This window comes from Comamonas terrae (assembly GCF_001544075.1).
Classification (GTDB): domain Bacteria; phylum Pseudomonadota; class Gammaproteobacteria; order Burkholderiales; family Burkholderiaceae_C; genus Comamonas; species Comamonas terrae.
The window spans coordinates 15,026-32,462 of sequence record NZ_BCNT01000013.1; the positions used below are offsets into that span (position 1 = coordinate 15,026).

Consider the following 17,437-nt stretch of genomic DNA (forward strand, 5'->3'; position numbering starts at 1 on the left):
TGTGCCGCCACGGTGCGGCGCAAGCGCCTGTGCCCTGACCGGCCCCGGCCTGCACCTGCACAAGCCGGCTGCACCAGAGCACCGGATTATTGTCCTGCCGGCGCACCGCCTGTGCAGCCTCGGCATGGATACCGGGCCACAGCCTGCATTGCGGGCTTGACGGCCGCATGAAGCAGGTGCAGCGTATCGGCAACGCACAGCACCAAAAAGATACTGAATATACTCATTTTTCAAATAAAGCGTATATTAAGCATCATGACTTCCGATCTTATCCAAACCCTGGCCTTGGCGCGCAAGGCCGCCCAGATCACCCAGGCCGAGCTGGCCGAGCGCGCCGGCCTGTCGCGCATGGCCGTGCAGCGCACCGAAACCGGCGATGTGGATCCGCGCTTTTCCACGCTGCAGGAGATGGCGCGCGTGCTCGACATGGACCTGATCGCCGTGCCCTCGGCCCTGCGCGCGCAGCTGCAGGCCTTCATACAGTCGGGCGGCAAGTTCCTGGCGCAGCCGCAGGGGGCGGATGCGCCGCCTTCGATCGTCGACAGGCTCTAAGCCCTGCACCCGGCCACAACCGCCGCCATGAGCACCGCCATCCGCTATCTGCGCCTGTACATGCACCGCCCCGCGGCCCAGGGTGGCGGTCGGCGCGGCATCGGCTACCTGTCCCAGTACGGCGACATATTGCGCATCTCGTTCGACGAGGACTACATAGCGGACAGCGCGCGCCCCACGCTCTCGCTGAGCTATACGGGCGAGACCGAGGCGGCGACGCGGCAGATCCTGGCTTCGGCGCGCGATGCGCGTCTGGTGCGCACCGACGGCCGCTGGCCCGTGTATTTCCAGAACCTGCTGCCCGAAGGCCATAACCGCGAACGGCTTGCGGCCGAACGCGGCTGCGCGCCCGACGACGAGTTCGAGCTGCTGGCCGCCGCCGGCCACGACCTGATGGGCGCACTGGAAGTGGAGCCCGTGCCGCCGCAGGCCGGCGTGCCGGACACCGTGCGCCACTGGCACACCACGCAGGGGCTGGACGTGCTGGAGCCGGGTTTTGTGGAATTCCCCGTGGCCGATGCGGCCTCGCTGCCCGGCGTGGTCACCAAGTTCAGCGCCGTGCACAACGGCCGGCGCTACACCATTCACCGCCATGGGCAGGCGGGCAGCACCATCCTCAAGCTGCCCACCAGCCGCCATCCCGATCTGGTGGAAAACGAATACATGGGCTACCAGCTGTGCCAGGCCCTGGGGCTGCGCTGCTCCCAGGCCAGCATCGTGGGCCGCGCCGAGGCCGAGCTGCCCGAACAGGTGCCGTTCGACACCATCCTGGCCGTGGCGCGCTTCGACCACCTGCCGGGCGGCGAGCGCATCCACATGGAAGAGTTCAACCAGGTGCTGGGCTATGCGCCTCGCCAGAAGTACGGCCAGCACCATGGCGCCGATCCGCTGCGCGACTGGGCCGTCATGCTGCGCGTGCTCAACCGGCTCAGCCCCGAGCCCGTGCAGGACACGCGCGAATTCCTGGCGCGCATGCTGGCCTTCATGCTCATGGGCAATACCGATGCCCACCTGAAGAACTGGGCTCTGGTCTACCCGGACGGGCGCCATCCGCGGCTGGCACCGCTGTACGACCCGGTCTGCGTGGCAGCCTTCTTCGCCGATGCGCCACCCGGCCAGTACGCGGTCAACCGCGCCATCGACGAGAGGCTGCGCCGCCTGGACTGGGACGGGCTGCGCGCCCTCATGCAGGCCGGCGGGCTGCTGCGCATTCCGCGCCACATCAGCCTGCTCAAGGATTCGCTGCTGCAGGCCCGGGCGCTGTGGCCGGCATTGCTCAAGGACGCACCGGCCAACATGGCTGCCGCCGTCAGCGAGCGCCTGCAGGGCGGCATGGCGCTGACGCGCTAGCGCCGCCGCAGGGCCATGCCGGGTGCGGCGGACACCGCCGGGCCCGTCGAAGGCTTGCGGTTGTGGCAAAGCGCGAACCCGCAGCCAGTACCGGCCATACGGCAAGGCTTTGCAGCGACGCCGAAGATGGCCATCAGTGGCCCGAAGCTTCGCAGACCAGGCGCTGCTCGCCCAGTCCGTCGGCACCCAGGCGCATCACGTCGCCAGGCTTGAGGAACACCGGGGGCTTTTGCCCCAGGCCGACGCCCGCCGGCGTGCCGGTCAGCACCACGTCGCCGGGCTCCAGCGTCATGAACTGGCTGATGTACGAGATCAGCGCGGGCAGTCTGAAGATGAAGTTGGCCGTGTTGCCGTCCTGCATGCGCTTGCCGTTGACTTCCAGCCACAGGCCGATGCGGTGGGGATCTGCGATCTCGTCGGCCGTCACCAGCCAGGGGCCCAGCGGCGCGAACGTGTCATGGCTCTTGCCCTTGGTCCACGTGCCACCGCGCTCCAGCTGCCAGCTGCGCTCGGACACATCGTTGGCCAGCACGTAGCCTGCCACATGCGACAGGGCCTGCGCCTCGGTCACGCGCCGCGCGCGGCTGCCGATGACCACGCCCAGCTCCACCTCCCAGTCGACCTTGTCCGCGCCCGGCACCAACTGCACCGGATCGCCAGGCCCGCTGATGGCCGTCACGGCCTTCATGAACAGCACGGGCTCGGCCGGCGCGGGCAGCCCGGCCTCGGCCGCATGGTCCGCGTAGTTGAGGCCGGCGCAGACCAGCTTGCCCACCTGCGCCACGGGGCAGCCCAGGCGCGGCGCGCCCTCGACCCTGGGCAGGCGGCTCCAGTCCGCATGCCGGATGCGCTCCAGCGCATCCGGACCCAGCTGTCCCGGGCCCCAGTCGGGCACCAGGGACGATGCGTCACGCAGCACGCCCTCGGCGTCCAGCAGCCCCGGGCGCTCCGCACCCGCGCTGCCATAGCGAAGCAGTTTCACGATGGTTGTCTCCTCTGGAATCGTTCAGGTTCGATATCGAAGCCCCGCATCATGCAACATCGAACAGCCGGCCCCAGCCCTGGATGGCCGAGGGGTCGCGCCCGGCCGCACGCAGCATGCCCCAGACCGTGGTGCTCACGGTATCGAGCAGCGGCACGCCCCAACGGCGCTCCACCTCTTCAGCCAGGTGCGCAGCGCGCAAATTGGTGCAGTAGGTGACGACGGCGTCGGGCCTGCCCTCCTCGATCACATCGCCGATGAGCTGCAGCAGCCGCTCGGGCTCCACCAGCGCAAAGCTGTGGTTGACCGATATGTCCAGATGGCGCTCGGCTGTGGTTTCCACGCCCGCGGCGCGGTAATTGTTCACGATGCATTGCTGCACGTCCGCCGTGTAGGGGCTGACGATGGCCAGCTTCTTCACGGAGAGCTTTTGCATCAGCTCGTTGAGCGCCAGGATGGCCGTCGTGGCCTTGATGCCGGTGCGCTCGGCGATGCGCCCGCACAGCCGCAGGTCCGTGTCGAAACCGCGCCAGCCTGCGGCCGTTCCGCTCCAGCCGATCACGTCCACCTTGGCATCGGCCAGCAGCTCGGCGGCAGCCAGGATCTTGCTGTCGTCGAACTGGTTCAGTGCACCTTCGGCCAGCGAAATCTCGGTCACCGTGAAGCGGGAAAAATGGGCCGAGCAGTTGCCCGCGCTGGCGGCCAGCGCACTGGTCAGGGGCTCCAGCGCAGTGTTGGAAGAAGGCGTGAGCACGCCCAGGCAGGTCGTAGTTGCAGTCATCTTGCTTGTCTCCGTTGTATGAGGAACCGGCGAAGCGGCTGGCCGGTATTGTTCTCCCCGCCGCAAGAAACGTCAACAATATTGTCGACAGTCAATTGAAGAAGATTCGTCACCAAACCTCCAGCCAGGCGATACCGGAGTCGCAAGCCTGCAGGGTTTCAGAAGAGCAGTTCAGGGATAGATCTCCAACTAGGTGTTTACGATATTGTCGACAATATTGTCGACATTTAGATTTCAGCCTCACATCGAACAACTAACCAACCGATGGAGCGAGACCCGAGATGCAAATCCCCACCGCAATTTCCACGCCGCATGCGGCGGCGGCACCGACCAAGGTGCGCTGGAAGATCTTCCTGATGATGCTGTTCCTGATCGCGATCAACTACATCGATCGCGCATCGTTGTCCGTGGCCATGCCCATGATCGCCAAGGAGTTCGACCTCAGCCCCGCCATCCAGGGCCTGCTGATGAGTTCCTTCTTCTGGACCTATGCCTTCATGCAGATTCCCGGCGGCATGCTGGCCGACCGCTTCGGCCCGCGTGTCGTGATCGTCTTCTCCACGCTGGGCTGGGGCTTCTTCCAGGCCATCGCCGCGGCCTGCACGGGCTGGGTGTCGCTGCTGATCACCCGCCTGGGCCTGGGCGCCTCCGAGGCCCCCATCTATCCGGCCGGCGGCAAGCTCAACGGCATCTGGATGACCCAGAACGAGCGCGGCCGCGGCGCCACGCTGCTGGATGGCGGCGCTCCGCTGGGCGCAGCCCTGGGCGCGCTGATCATCGCGGGCCTGCTGACCCACTTCGACTCCTGGCGCATTTCCTTCGTGGTGGCCGGCGTGGGCACCATGATCGCCGGCGTCTTCGCCTGGTGGTACATCCGCAACCATCCGCGCCAGCACCCCGGCGTCAACGAGGCCGAGGCGTCCTTCATCGAGCAATCCCACGCCGCCGACCTGGCCGCCGAGCCCACCCACAGCAGCGGCAAGGTGATGGACTTCTTCAAGTACCGCTCGGTCTGGGGCATGTTCTTCGGCTGGATGTGCTTCAACGCCCTGTTCTACGGCCTGCTGACCTGGATGCCCACCTACCTGTCCAAGGTGCACAACATGGATATCAAGCAGATGGGCGGCGCCGTGTTCATCATGTTCTTCTCGGGCTTCGTCGGCGAGATGGTCGGCGGCTGGATCGCCGACAAGTGGAAGGCCGCAGGCGCTTCCCAGGCCAAGGTGCTGCGCACGCTGTTCGGCATCGCCTCGGTGATCGCCACCGTCGCCATCTACAACGTGGCCCGCTTCAAGGATCCCGTGACCATCGTGATCCTGCTGTCGGTGACGCTGTTCTTCCTGCGCTGGTGCGGCCTGTTCTGGTGCGTGCCCTCCATCCTGGGCACCCGCAACCGCGTCGGTTTCCTGGGCGGCGTCATGAACCTGGGCGGCAACTGCGCCGGCATCGGCGTGCCGATCCTGGTGGGCGTCATCGTCCAGGCCACCGGCTCCTACGACATGGCCATGATGCTCTTCGCCGCCGCCGGCGCGGGCCTGTTCATCTGCTCTTCGATCCTGATCGACTACAGCAAGAAGATCCCGGTCTAAGTACCGCAGCCGCCCGGCCTCCTCGATGGAGAACGCCCAGCAGTCACGCCGGGGATTGCAGGGGCATCGACCTGGCACCCGGGCACGGAACCTCTTACGGAGAACACCCATGAGCACGCTTCGCATCCGCCGCATCTGCGGCGCCATCAGCCTGGCGCTGGCCACCGCCGCGCCCCTGTTCGCCCAGGCCTCGGACCTGCCCACCGCCTCGCCCGAGAGCGTGGGCGTCGATTCGCGCCCGCTGGTGCAGCTGTCGCAGATGATCCGCAAGGAGAACCTCGACGTGCGCAGCTTCCTCGTCGTCAAGGACGGCAAGCTGATCTACGAGCGCTACAGCAAGGGCCTGACGCGCAATCACAACTACGAGCTGTACTCCATCACCAAGAACGTGACGGCGCTGGCCGCCGGCGTGCTGGTGGACGAAGGCAAGAGCAAGCTCGACGAGAAGGTGGCACCTATCCTCGCCAGGGTGCGGCCCGACCTGGAAAAGGCCCTGGCCGACAAGCAGGCCATCGAGCTCTGGCACGTGCTGTCCATGTCCACCGGCCTGTTCTACGACTTCAAGCCCACCGACGACCCGATCTACTACGGCGCACCCGACCGCCTGAAGCTGGCGGCCGAGACCACGCCCAAGGTCGCGCCCGGCACGGCCTTCGACTACACCGACGTGAATCCCATCCTGGCCAGCGCCACGCTGGGCGCCGACGCCGGCATGCCGTTGCAGGACTTTGCCGAGGCCAGGCTCTTCAAGCCCATGGGCATGACCCACTATGCCTGGGAGCGCGCCGACGAGCGTGGCCTGGTCTCCTCCGGCTGGGGCCTGCGCCTGCGCGCCGTCGACATGGCCAAGCTCGGCCAGCTGGTGCTGACCGGCGGCCGCTGGGAAGGCCGGCAGATCGTCTCGCAGGCCTGGGTGCGCACCATGACCGCGCCCACCTCGGCCCCCTGGTATGGCTACTACTGGTGGATCAACGACATCGTTGCCACCGAGCCCGAGACACACGCCATGGGCTTCAAGGGCCAGTTCATCGTGGTCCTGCCCGAGCGCAATGCCGTCGTGGTCATGACCAGCATGCTGCCCATCGAAGGCGGCCTGCGCGAATCCCAGAACGTGCTGGCCATCCGGCGCATGGTCAACGACTACGTGCTGCCGGCCCTGGACAACCAGGCGCATGCCAAGCCCACGCCCGCCAGCCGCAAGGCCCTGACGCGCGAACTCGAACTCGCATCGCAACACCAGGGACGGGCCGGAGCACCGGCCGATCCCACCGACACCCCGAAACTCTGACATTCAGCATGACATCCCGCGAATTTGATCTCGTAGTGCGCAATGCGCGCGTTGCCACCGCCAGCGACATCTTTGATGCCGACATCGCCATCCGTGACGGCAAGATCGTCCAGCTCGGCGCCCACCTGCCCGCCGGCGCCCGCGAATACGACGCCGCGGGCCGCGTGGTCACGCCCGGCGGCATCGACGCCCACTGCCACCTGGACCAGCCCATGGAACCGCCCGTGCGCATGGCCGACGACTTCGACAGCGGCACGCGCGCCGCGGCCTGCGGCGGCACCACCACGGTGATTCCGTTTGCGGCCCAGGCCAGGGGCCAGTCGCTGCGCGCCGCCGTGCAGGACTACCACCGCCGTGCCGAGGGCAAGGCGCATGTGGACTACGGTTTCCACATGATCGTCAGCGACCCGACACCCGAGGTCCTGGAAAAGGAACTGCCCGAACTGATCCGCGAAGGCTACACCTCCTTCAAGATCTACATGACCTATGACGATCTGAAGCTCAACGACGGCCAGATCCTCGATGTGCTGGACGTGGCGCGCAGGTACGACGCCACCGCCATGATCCATGCCGAGAACGCCGACTGCATCCAGTGGCTGACCAAGCGCCTGGAAGCCAGCGGCCGCACCGCGCCGCGCTACCACGCGGTCTCGCGCCCCATGCTGGTGGAGCGCGAAGCCACGCACCGCGCCATCGCGCTGTCCGAGCTGGCCGACGTGCCCATCCTCATCGTCCACGTCTCGGGCCGCGAGGCCGTGGAGCAGATCCGCTGGGCACGTTCGCACGGCATGAACATCATGGCCGAGACCTGCCCGCAGTATCTGTTCCTGACCGCCGAGGATCTGGGCATCGACGACAGCTACCACGGCGCCAAGTGCGTGTGCAGCCCCCCGCCGCGCAACCAGGCCAACCAGGAAGTGATCTGGAACGGCCTCAACGACGGCCTGTTCACCGTGTTCTCCTCGGACCACGCGCCGTTCAACTACGACTCGCCCGAAGGCAAGAAGCCCGGTGGCGAGGAAGTGTCCTTCGGCCACATACCCAACGGCATTCCGGGCATCGAAACCCGCCTGTCCCTGCTGTACACGCACGGCGTGCTGGCCGGCCGCATGACGCTCAACCGCTTCGTGGAACTCACCTCCACCAATCCCGCCAAGGTCTACGGCCTGCATCCGCGCAAGGGCAGCATTGCCATCGGCGCCGATGCCGACCTCGTGGTCTGGCAGGAAGGCCAGCGCAGCGTGCGCAACCAGGACCTGCACCACAACGTGGACTACACGCCCTACGAAGGCCATGAACTCAAGGCCTGGCCCTGCCTCACGGTGTCTGGCGGCCAGGTGATCTGGGATGGCGAGCAATTCCACGGCCGCGCCGGCGGCGGCCGCTTCCTGCAGCGCGGCGCACCCACTCTGCTGCCCAAGCGCCACCAGACCCGCTTCTGAAGTTCCAGTACAAACGCACCATGAAACTGCTCATCATCAACCCCAACATCTCCGAGAGCGTCACCGCCCTCATCGAGAAAGAGGCCAGGCTGGCCGCCGCGCCGGGCACGGAGATCACCATGCTGACCGCGCCCATGGGCGTGGCCTATATCGAGACGCGTTTCGAGGCCATGATCGCCGCCTACGCCGTGGCCGAGCTGGCCGCCGAGCATGCGCACAGGCATGACGCCGTCATCCTCGCGGCCTTTGGCGACCCGGGCCTCGAAGGCCTGCGCGAGGCGCTGGACATTCCCGTGCTGGGCATGACCGAGTCCGCGCTCATGAGCGCCTGCATGCTGGGCAAGCGCTTTTCCATCATCGCCATCTCCCGGCGCATCACCGCCTGGTACCGCGACATGGTGGAACGCAACGGCCTGGACGGCCGCCTGGCCAGCATCCGCTGCCTGGACGAGCCGCTGCGCGACATCGGCAGCGTGCAGGACGACCATGCGGCCCGCCTGCAGGCCCTGTGCGAAGCCGCCGTGCAGGAGGACGGCGCGGACGTGCTGATCATCGCCGGTGCGCCGCTGGCGGGCCTGGCCCGCTCCATCAAGCACCAGTTGCCCGTACCCGCGGTCGATGGCGTCTCCAGCGCCGTCAACCACGCGCAAAGCCTGGTGTCGCTGGCGCCCGCACCGGCGCGCGTCGGCAGCTTCGCCAAGCCGCCGCGCAAGGACTTCAAGAACCTTCCTCCAGGGCTGACCCGGCTTTTCGGCCAACTGCCCTGAACGGTTTGCGGGATAGCCACAGGGAGCGCAGCTGCCGGCGGCATGCCGCACGGCCCGGGGCCTGTTCATATGGCGCATACGGATCGGATTGCGTGAACAGGCCCTAGAATTCCTAAGCATGTCAACAAAAACCGCCTCAAAAGTGAACAATCGAAGCAGTTCCTCCCGATCCGAAATCACCGTGGATGAAATGGCTTCGCGCATCGCCACGGCCATCCACGAGCATCGCCTGCTGCCCGGTACCAAGCTGGGCGAGGACAGGCTGGCCAGCATCTTCAACACCAGCCGCGCGCGCGTGCGCGAGGTGCTGGCCCGCATGGCGCGCGACCAGATGGTGGAGCTGTTTCCCCAGCGTGGCGCCTTTGTGGCCAAGCCGACCATCGAGCAGGCGCTGGACGTTTTCGAGGCGCGCCGGCTGATCGAGCCCGGTATCGTGCGCCGCCTGGTGCAATGCATGGACAGCGCCAAGATGCGCCGGCTGCAGGCCCATCTCAAGCAGGAGCGCGAAGCGCGCGAGAACGCCGACAAACGCGCCACCGTGCGCCTGTCGGGCGAATTTCACGTGCTGCTGGCCGAGCTGGCCGGCAATTCCGCCCTGCTGCGCAGCATGCGCGAACTGTCCACGCTGACCTGTCTGACGATTTCGCTTTACGAATCCGCCGTCAACACCTGCTGCCTGGTGGACGAGCACGAGGCCGTGGTCCATGCCATTGCAGCGGGCCACAGCGAGCAGGCCGAGCAGCTGATGCTCAGCCACCTGGACCACATCCAGGGCAGCCTGCGCCTGGAAGCCGATGCGGACGAGGCGGACCTGGAGCAGATCCTCGGCGAACTGTGAGGCTCCCGCCGCATCGCGCGGTGCTGCCATCGCCATTGCAGATGCCGGCTTCACATAGGCAGATGCCAACGAGGCCTGCGCCTGCACCGGCAGGCATTAGCATCGACGGCTAGATCGCCACTCGCACCAGCGCCACGGGCACAAGGCCCCCGATGACCACTCCAGCCGCCTCTCCCCCCACAGCATCAGCGGCCCCGGCCGGCCTGCCACCAGCCAGGCCGCGCCCGGCCAGCCTGCGCGACCTGTACTGGTCCTTCACCTTCCTGGCGCTGCAGGGCTTCGGCGGCGTGCTGGCCGTGGTGCAGCGCGAGCTGGTCGAAAAAAAGCGCTGGCTGACCAACGAGGAATTCATCGAGGACTGGGCCGTGGCCCAGATCATGCCCGGCCCCAATGTGGTCAACCTGTCCATCATGCTCGGCGAGCGCTATTTCGGCTGGCGCGGCGCCGTGGCCGGCGTCTGCGGCATGCTGAGCTTTCCGATGCTGCTGGTCATCACGCTCACCATCGTGTATTCGCAATTTGCCGCCCATCCCGCCATGGCCGGCGCCCTGCGGGGCATGGGCGCCGTGGCCGCGGGCCTGGTGGCCGGCATGGGCCTGAAGCTGGCAGCCACGCTGGCCCGCCATCCGCTGGGCCGCTGGCCCGGCTATGCACTGGCCCTGGCCGCGTTTGCCGCCATGGCGCTGCTGCGCCTGCCGCTGTTCTGGGTGCTGCTTGCAGTGGGCGGTGCAGGCTGCGTGCTGACCTGGAGAAAGCTGGCCCCATGAGCGCCGCCACGACAGTCCAGGCCGCCCAGCAACTGGCCATCCATATGCAGCCGTCCGACTGGATGCAGCTGCTGCTGTACTTTCTTTCGCTGTCGCTGATGGCCGTGGGCGGCGCCATTGCCACGGCGCCCGACATGCACCGCTTTCTGGTGGACGGCCGCGGCTGGCTCAGCGACACGCAGTTCACCAGCTCCATCGCCATCGCCCAGGCTGCGCCCGGGCCCAATGTGCTGTTCATCGCGCTGCTGGGCTGGAACATCGGCCTCAACGCCGGCGGCGGCAGCGGCCTGCCGGCCTGGCTGTTCGGTCTGCTGGGCGTGCTGGTCTGCATGGGCGGCATTCTGCTGCCCAGTTCGCTGCTGGCCTGGCAGGCCTCGCGCTGGGGCCAGCGCAACCAGGGCCGGCGCAGCGTGCGCGCCTTCAAGCAGGGCATGGCTCCGCTGGTCGTGGGCCTGCTGCTGGCCACGGGCTGGCTCCTGAGCAGTGCCGGCAGCGCCGGCGGCCAGCCGGCCCGGGAGTGGCGGCTATGGCTGCTGAGCCTGGCCTGCACCCTCATCGTCTGGCGCACACGCGTGCATCTGCTGTGGCTGCTGGGTGCGGGGGCGCTGCTGGGCGCCATGGGCTGGGTTTAGGAATACAGCAAAAACAGGCTGCAACGCTTACCCATCAAGCGCCGACAGCTTCTCATTCAGTAGCAGGCATCAATCTTCGCAAAGCAGTTGCGGCAGCAGTTCGGCCGAAGGGCCGTGCAGCAGGGCATGGGCCATGGCATCCAGTTCGGTCGGACGGGGATTGATCACCACCACGCGGGCCCCGGCCTGCCGCGCAATCTGTGCCAGGCCGGCTGCCGGGTAGACGGCGCCCGAGGTGCCCACCACCAGCATCAGCGTACAGTTCTGGGCCGCCTGCTCGGCCTCGGCCCAGATGCCCTGGGGCAGGGACTCGCCAAACCAGACCACGGCCGGGCGCACCAAGTTGCCGCAGGCGGGGCAGTACGGCGGCTCGCCTGCGGCCGGATGCGCGAGGTCACACTGCGCGCAGCGGTGGTTGAGCCAGCGGTTCTTGAGCAGCTCGCCATGCAGGCACAGCACGTCAGGGCTGCCGGCCTTCTGGTGCAAGCCGTCCACGTTCTGCGTGATCAGGGTCATGCCTGCGGGATGGCGTTGCGCCCAGTGCGCCAGCGCCAGGTGGCCGGCATTGGGCTGCACGTTGCGCACCAGCTCGCGCCGGTATTCATACCAGCGCCAGACATGCTGCGGGTCGCGCCGGTAGCCGGCTTCGCTGGCCATGTCCTCCGGCCTGAAGCGAGCCCAGTAGCCGGTGCTGTCGTCGCGGAACGTGGGCACGCCGGACTCGGCGCTGACACCGGCGCCCGTGAGCACGGCAAGCCCCTTGTGCCTGCCCTGGGCCTGGGCCAGCCATTGCCGCACCAGGGCCATCGTGGTGGCACAGCCGGCTTGCGGCCCGGTGGGAATATTGTTTGTCATGTGCAGGTTGTGCGGACCGGACTGAAAACCTCAGAGGCCTTTTTCCACCATATCGAGCAGGCGCAGCGCCAGCACCTGGCGCATGGGCGGCGGCGCGTGGCGCAGCGGGCCGTCGATCATGAGCAGGGCCATGCCGTGCACGGCGGACCAGGCCAGGAATTCGGCGCCGGGCCGGCGCTCGGCCGCCAGTACGCCCGCATCGCGCATGGCATCCAGCGCATAGCCCAGCAGTTCGAAGGGATTGAGTCCCATGGATGCCGTATGCGCCGCGTCGGGCGCGACTTCCACATCGTAGGCGCCCCAGGCGAACGCGGAGCGGAACCAGCCGGTCTCGGCCTGCGCAAAGCCCAGATAGCCGCGCCCCACGGCCGCCAGCAGTGCGCGCGAGCGCTGGGCCGCATCCTCGATGCCGCGCGCCGCATCCATTTCCTGCTCTATGGCCCGGGCCAGCGCGCCCAGCGCCGCGGCGCGTACCGCGCCAAACAGCGCTTCGCGGTTCGCGAAATGCCGGTAGGCGGCATTGGGCGCCACGCCGGCGCGGCGCGTGGCCTCGCGCAGCACCACGGCTTCGGGGCCGCCGGCCCGCGCCAGCTCCAGCCCGGCCTGCACCAGGGCCTGGCGCAAATCTCCGTGGTGATAGGTTTTTCTTGCTCTCGATGAACTCATGGCGGATCCGGCAGCGGCAAACAGCGCTCCATGAAGGTCTGGATACGGACGCAAACGAATCCTCACAGCCTGCATGCAGCCTCCACTTCAAAATGTGGACAGCGTCCATTTTAATCTCCATAATAAGTGAACACCGTACACATGAACAACATATTGCGGCAATAGCCTGGAGGCCCCGGCCGGCTTCCGGAATTCCTTTTCCTCAACCCACAGGAGACAGCAGCATGCAATTCACCCCCTACCTGAACTTCGACGGCAACTGCGCCGAAGCCTTCGCCTTCTATGCCAAGCTATTCGGCGGCAGCATCGTCTACCAGGGCACCTTCGGCGAAATGCCGGCCCAGGAAGGCATGCCGCCGATACCCGAGTCGGCCAGGCAGCGCATCATGCATGTGCATCTGCAGATCAAGGACCAGTCGCTGATGGGCTCGGACGCCATGCCGGGCGCCGATGCCACTTGCGGCGGCTACCAGCCGGCCCAGGGCCTGTGGGTGTCCATCCAGGCCGACAGCACGGCCGAAGGCCAGCGTTTCTTCGACGCCCTGGCGCAGGGCGGGCAGACCGTCATGCCTTTTGCCAAGACCTTCTGGTCGCAGGGCTTCGGCATGGTCAAGGACCGTTTCGGCACGCCCTGGATGGTCAACGTCCGCCAGGGCTGAGCCCGGCAAGTCCGCTTGTGCGCCCCGTGCGCCATTCGGGCCGCCCTACGTGAAGAAAAGGGTATGCAGATGCCACAGGTACGCGTTGAGAGCTTCACCATCTCCCTGGACGGCTACGGTGCGGGCCGCGGCCAGGATCTCGACCACCCCATGGGGGCCGGAGGCAGGGAGCTGCACCAGTGGGCCTTGCCCACGCGCACGTTCCAACGCATGGTGTTCGGCGCCGACGGCGGGACCACGGGCGTGGACGAGGATTTCGCCGCGCGCGGCTTCAGGAATGTGGGTGCCTGGATTCTCGGGCGCAACATGTTCGGCCCCGTGCGCGGACCATGGCCCGACATGGAGTGGAAAGGGTGGTGGGGAGACAACCCGCCCTACCACGTGCCGGTCTTTGTCCTCACCCACCACGCGCGCCCGTCGGTCACGATGGAAGGCGGCACGGTTTTCCACTTCGTCACCGGCGGCATCCACGAAGCACTGCAGCAGGCACGCGCCGCGGCAGGGGCGCAGGATGTGCGCATCGGCGGCGGCGTCGCCACCCTGCGGCAGTACCTGCTTGCCGGCCTGATCGACGAGCTGCACATCGCCATCGCCCCCGTGCTGCTCGGCAGCGGGGAGCATTTGCTCGGGGACATCGACCTGCCGGCCCTGGGGTACGAATGCACGCAGTTCGCTCCTTCGGGCAAGGCTGCCCATGTGGTGCTCACGCGCCGCAGCGCCTGAGAGGCCGCGGCATGCCGTGCCGCTGCGCGGGGCCGCTTGTTTCCCTCCATCAGAAGGAAGACTCATCATGAAACCCAATCCCGTTGTCTGGTTCGAGATCTACGTGCAGGACATGGAGCGTGCGCGCCGGTTCTACGAAACCGTCTTCCAGTGCACGCTGGAGCCGCTGGCCCCGCCTGACGGCACTTCCGGGGGCGTGCGCATGCTGGCCTTTCCGATGGAGACGGAGCGCCCGGGTGCCGGCGGCATGCTGGTGAAAATGGAGGGCGTGCCTTCGGGCGCAGGCGGCACCATGGTGTATTTCGCCTGCGAGGACTGCGCCGTGGAGCAGTCCCGCGTCGAGCCCGCAGGCGGCCAGGTCCACCGCGCCAAGTTCTCCATCGGTCCCTACGGCCACTGCGCCATCGTGCAGGACCCAGAGGGCAACATGATCGGCCTGCACTCGATGCAGTGAGCTTTCCAACCGCTGTCCACTTGCCATGCAATACCAAGCCAGCTGCCATTGCGGCAGGAATGCATTCACGTTCGAGGGCGAGGTCGGCGAGGTGCTGACCTGCAACTGCTCCATGTGCCGGCGCCGCGGCTCGCTGCTGTGGTTCACTCCACGCGGAAATCTGAAGCTGCTCACGCCGGAAGGCAACAGCAGCACCTATACCTTCAACAAGCACGTCATCCGCCACCGTTTCTGCCCGGACTGCGGCATCCACCTCTATGGAGAGGGCACCAGCCCGCAGGGCCAGGCCATGGCGGCCATCAACATGCGCTGCGTGGACGATGTGGACCTCGGCGCGATTCCGGTGCGCCATTACGACGGGCGCTCGGCGTAACGGCATGGAGACCGCCGCCCATTCCCGACGCCGCTGGCTGGCACTGATCGTGCTGTGCCTGGGCGAGCTCATGATCGTGCTGGACAGCACCATCGTGAATGTCGCCCTGCCATCGATACGTGCCGACCTGGGCTTCACCGAGACCTCGCTGGTATGGGTGGTCAACGCCTACATGCTCACCTTCGGCGGCTGCCTGCTGCTGGGCGGGCGGCTGGGCGATCTGTACGGCCACCGCCGCATGTTCCTCGCAGGCCTGGCCTTCTTCACCCTGGCCTCGCTGGCCTGCGGACTGGCGCCCTCGCAGGAGGTCCTGGTGGCGGCGCGTGCCATACAGGGCCTGGGCGGCGCCGTGGTGTCGGCCGTGGCCCTGTCGCTGATCATGAACCTGTTCACCGAAACCCGGGAGCGCACGCGCGCCATGGGGGTCTACGGCTTTGTCTGCGCCGGTGGCGGCAGCCTGGGCGTGCTGCTGGGTGGCCTGCTGACCAGCGTGGGCTGGCACTGGATCTTCCTCGTCAACCTGCCCATAGGCGTGGCCGTGTACCTGGCCAGCCGGCTGCTGCTGCCGGCCACCGCTGCCCCGGGCAGCGGCGCGAAGCTCGATGTGGCCGGCGCCGCCACCGTCACGCTGTCGCTGATGCTGGCCGTCTACGGGGTGGTCGGCGGCAACACGGCCGGCTGGGACTCGGCCCGGACGCTTGCCCTGCTGGGTGCCGCTGCGCTGCTGATGGCGCTATTCCTCTTCATCGAATCGCGCTCGGCCCATCCACTAGTGCCGCTGGCGCTGTTCCGGCGGCGCAATATCTGCATCTCCAATATCTGTGCCGTGCTGTGGTCGGCCGGCATGTTCGCCTGGTTCTTCATGTCGGCGCTGTACCTGCAGCAGGTGCTGGGCTATACGCCCATGCAGGTGGGCCTGGCCTTCCTGCCGGCCAATCTGGTGATGGCGGCGCTGTCGCTGGGCTGGTCGGCCAGGCTGGTGATGCGCTTCGGCATCCGCGCACCGCTGGCCGCAGGGCTGTTGCTGGCCGCTACGGGGCTGCTGCTGTTCGCGCGCGCCCCCCTGGCGGCTGATTCCGGCGGTTTCTGGCTTGACGTGCTGCCCGGCATGCTGCTGCTGGGCCTGGGCGCGGGCGTGGCCTTCAACCCCATGCTGATGGCCGCCATGCACGATGTCTCGCCCGCCGACGCCGGCCTGGCCTCGGGTCTGGTCAACACCGCGTTCATGCTGGGCGGCGCGCTGGGCCTGGCCGTGCTGGCCAGTCTGGCCGCAGGCCGCACGGCGGCACTGACCGCTCGCGGCAGCGATGCCCTGGGGGCATTGCTGGGCGGCTACCAGTGGGCCTTTGGCGCAGGCGCGCTGTTTGCGCTGCTTGCCGCCGCACTGGGTTTCACCCTGCTGCATGCGAATCTGCAGGCCGGCGAAACCTCGCCGGCCATTCATTGAAAAGGAGGCTCTGCCATGACCCAATCCCCTTCCCCCCAGCACCCCAACGATCTGGTCCTGACCCGATTGCTGGCGGCGCCGGCCGACAAGCTGTTTCGCTGCTGGACCGATACCGCGCTGCTCAAGCAATGGTTCGTGCCCAGCCCCTGGACGATCGCGCGCGCCGAGGTGGACCTGCGCCCGGGCGGCGGCAGCGTGATCGTGATGCGCGATCCCGATGGCAAGGAATATCCGAACGCCGGCGTGTACCTGGAAGTGGTACCCAACCGCCGCATCGTGTTCACCGATGCCTATACCGCCGGCTGGGTGCCCTCCGCCAAGCCGTTCTTCACGGCCATCGTGACTTTCGAACCCGAAGGCACGCAGACGCGTTACACCGCCATCGCGCGCCACTGGACCGAGGAGGCGCGCCAGCAGCACGAGGCCATGGGCTTTCACACCGGCTGGGGCATTTGCGCAGACCAGCTGGAAGCGCTGGCTGCCACGCTGTAGACCCCCGCCACCAAGGAGACTGCCATGCATTACGTTGACGGATTCGTGCTGCCGGTGCCCCGCGCACATATCGAGGCCTACCGCCGGCTGACCCAGGACGCCGGCAAGGTGTGGATGGAATACGGCGCGCTGCAATACTGGGAATGCGTAGGCGACGACGTACCCATGGGCAAGCGCACCTCGTTCCCGCAGGCCGTTCAGCTCCAGGACGACGAGACCGTGGTGTTCTCGTGGATCGTCTATGCCTCGCGCGAGGAGCGCGACCGCATCAACGCCGCCGTCATGAAGGACCCGCGCATCGCCGGCATGGACCCGGCCAGCATGCCCTTCGATGCCAAGCGCATGTTCTGGGGCGGCTTCCAGACACTGGTGGAAATGGACGGCGGCAGCGCACTCTGACAGCTGCCTGCCCCTCTTCCGTCTCTGTTGCCACGCCTTCGGGCTTCGCACTGCCCCAGGCAGAGCGGCCATCTTGCAGCCTCCCGGCGGGAAGCGGCGGCTGCGGATTGCACCCGCGCCTTCCCCTTGCCTGCTGATGACATAGAAGGAATGCATGCCCGCGCCACCCTGGCTGTGGTAGCGTAGGAAGCACGCATTCCAGTGCTGAACCGGCCCGGCTTTTTTAGAGCATGCGGCCGGCTTCCAGGCGCTGTATTAACCTTTGTTAATTTGGAAGCGGAACCATATAACCAGCAGAAAGCACGCCTACACTGCCAGCGCACGCATGCTGCTTTGCGAAACTGAAGTCCCATCATGATGTCCCCACTGGCAAGACTGGAT

At 67.1% G+C, this 17,437-nt stretch carries 20 protein-coding genes; 16 read left to right on the top strand and 4 right to left on the bottom strand.

Translation table 11 applies throughout. The features are described 5' to 3' along the window. The first annotated feature begins 255 nt into the window (after positions 1–255). Both Cte04_RS16315 and Cte04_RS16320 read left to right on the top strand, forming a co-directional pair. Positions 256–552 (top strand): type II toxin-antitoxin system RelB family anti-toxin, encoded by a 297-nt coding sequence (locus tag Cte04_RS16315; RefSeq protein ID WP_066480606.1) that lies wholly within the window; start codon positions 256–258, stop codon positions 550–552. Between the two features lie 27 nt (positions 553–579). Further along, complete coding sequence (locus Cte04_RS16320; protein ID WP_066480608.1) at positions 580–1,902, top strand: type II toxin-antitoxin system HipA family toxin; 1,323 nt, start codon at positions 580–582, stop codon at positions 1,900–1,902. 133 nt (positions 1,903–2,035) lie between these two features. On the opposite strand, the gene Cte04_RS16325 is transcribed toward Cte04_RS16320, so the two are convergent. Next, complete coding sequence (locus Cte04_RS16325) at positions 2,036–2,884, bottom strand: fumarylacetoacetate hydrolase family protein (protein WP_066480610.1); 849 nt, start codon at positions 2,882–2,884, stop codon at positions 2,036–2,038. Between the two features lie 49 nt (positions 2,885–2,933). Further along, positions 2,934–3,665, bottom strand: a complete 732-nt coding sequence (locus Cte04_RS16330) for a maleate cis-trans isomerase family protein (protein WP_066480612.1) — start codon at positions 3,663–3,665, stop codon at positions 2,934–2,936. 281 nt (positions 3,666–3,946) lie between these two features. Here Cte04_RS16330 and Cte04_RS16335 point away from each other — a divergent pair, with 281 nt between their 5' ends. The 7 genes from Cte04_RS16335 to Cte04_RS16365 all read left to right on the top strand — a co-directional run bounded on the left by Cte04_RS16335 (position 3,947) and on the right by Cte04_RS16365 (position 10,988). Then, a complete protein-coding gene (locus tag Cte04_RS16335) occupies positions 3,947–5,254 on the top strand; it encodes an MFS transporter (protein ID WP_066480614.1) in 1,308 nt (435 codons plus the stop codon). Between the two features lie 109 nt (positions 5,255–5,363). Next, on the top strand, positions 5,364–6,542 hold the full coding sequence (locus Cte04_RS16340) for a serine hydrolase domain-containing protein (protein WP_066480615.1): 1,179 nt from the start codon (positions 5,364–5,366) through the stop codon (positions 6,540–6,542). An 8-nt stretch (positions 6,543–6,550) separates the two neighbouring features. Next, a complete protein-coding gene (gene hydA / locus Cte04_RS16345; protein ID WP_066480617.1) occupies positions 6,551–7,984 on the top strand; it encodes a dihydropyrimidinase in 1,434 nt (477 codons plus the stop codon). 20 nt (positions 7,985–8,004) lie between these two features. After that, positions 8,005–8,751: an aspartate/glutamate racemase family protein gene (locus Cte04_RS16350; RefSeq protein WP_066480619.1), complete on the top strand. Its 747-nt coding sequence runs from the start codon at positions 8,005–8,007 to the stop codon at positions 8,749–8,751. Between the two features lie 190 nt (positions 8,752–8,941). Next, complete coding sequence (locus tag Cte04_RS16355) at positions 8,942–9,589, top strand: GntR family transcriptional regulator (protein WP_066480625.1); 648 nt, start codon at positions 8,942–8,944, stop codon at positions 9,587–9,589. Positions 9,590–9,741: 152 nt separating this feature from the next. Continuing rightward, positions 9,742–10,356 (top strand): chromate transporter, encoded by a 615-nt coding sequence (locus tag Cte04_RS16360; RefSeq protein WP_066480626.1) that lies wholly within the window; start codon positions 9,742–9,744, stop codon positions 10,354–10,356. Further along, on the top strand, positions 10,353–10,988 hold the full coding sequence (locus Cte04_RS16365; protein WP_066480629.1) for a chromate transporter: 636 nt from the start codon (positions 10,353–10,355) through the stop codon (positions 10,986–10,988). The genes Cte04_RS16360 and Cte04_RS16365 overlap by 4 nt, the downstream gene beginning before the upstream one ends. A 69-nt stretch (positions 10,989–11,057) precedes the next feature. Here the strand turns inward: Cte04_RS16365 and Cte04_RS16370 are convergent, their stop codons facing one another. After that, a complete protein-coding gene (locus Cte04_RS16370) occupies positions 11,058–11,843 on the bottom strand; it encodes an SIR2 family NAD-dependent protein deacylase (protein WP_066480634.1) in 786 nt (261 codons plus the stop codon). 30 nt (positions 11,844–11,873) lie between these two features. Next, positions 11,874–12,509, bottom strand: coding sequence for a TetR/AcrR family transcriptional regulator (locus tag Cte04_RS16375; RefSeq protein ID WP_066480644.1), 636 nt, complete (start codon positions 12,507–12,509; stop codon positions 11,874–11,876). Positions 12,510–12,733: 224 nt separating this feature from the next. Between Cte04_RS16375 and Cte04_RS16380 the strand changes: the two genes are divergently transcribed. The 7 genes from Cte04_RS16380 to Cte04_RS16410 all read left to right on the top strand — a co-directional run bounded on the left by Cte04_RS16380 (position 12,734) and on the right by Cte04_RS16410 (position 17,056). Continuing rightward, a complete protein-coding gene (locus Cte04_RS16380) occupies positions 12,734–13,168 on the top strand; it encodes a VOC family protein (protein ID WP_066480649.1) in 435 nt (144 codons plus the stop codon). A gap of 69 nt (positions 13,169–13,237) precedes the next feature. Further along, positions 13,238–13,891, top strand: coding sequence for a dihydrofolate reductase family protein (locus Cte04_RS16385; protein ID WP_066480801.1), 654 nt, complete (start codon positions 13,238–13,240; stop codon positions 13,889–13,891). Positions 13,892–13,958: 67 nt separating this feature from the next. After that, on the top strand, positions 13,959–14,345 hold the full coding sequence (locus tag Cte04_RS16390) for a VOC family protein (RefSeq protein WP_066480650.1): 387 nt from the start codon (positions 13,959–13,961) through the stop codon (positions 14,343–14,345). A gap of 25 nt (positions 14,346–14,370) precedes the next feature. Further along, positions 14,371–14,718, top strand: a complete 348-nt coding sequence (locus Cte04_RS16395; protein WP_066480651.1) for a GFA family protein — start codon at positions 14,371–14,373, stop codon at positions 14,716–14,718. Positions 14,719–14,722: 4 nt separating this feature from the next. Further along, a complete protein-coding gene (locus Cte04_RS16400; RefSeq protein ID WP_066480653.1) occupies positions 14,723–16,165 on the top strand; it encodes a DHA2 family efflux MFS transporter permease subunit in 1,443 nt (480 codons plus the stop codon). Between the two features lie 15 nt (positions 16,166–16,180). After that, entirely contained in the window at positions 16,181–16,657 is a 477-nt protein-coding gene (locus Cte04_RS16405) for an SRPBCC family protein (protein ID WP_066480654.1), read from the top strand. 24 nt (positions 16,658–16,681) lie between these two features. Continuing rightward, positions 16,682–17,056 carry a DUF1428 domain-containing protein gene (locus tag Cte04_RS16410; protein WP_066480655.1) on the top strand — a complete coding sequence of 125 codons (375 nt, stop codon included), beginning with the start codon at positions 16,682–16,684 and terminating at the stop codon, positions 17,054–17,056. The last annotated feature ends 381 nt before the right edge of the window (positions 17,057–17,437 follow it).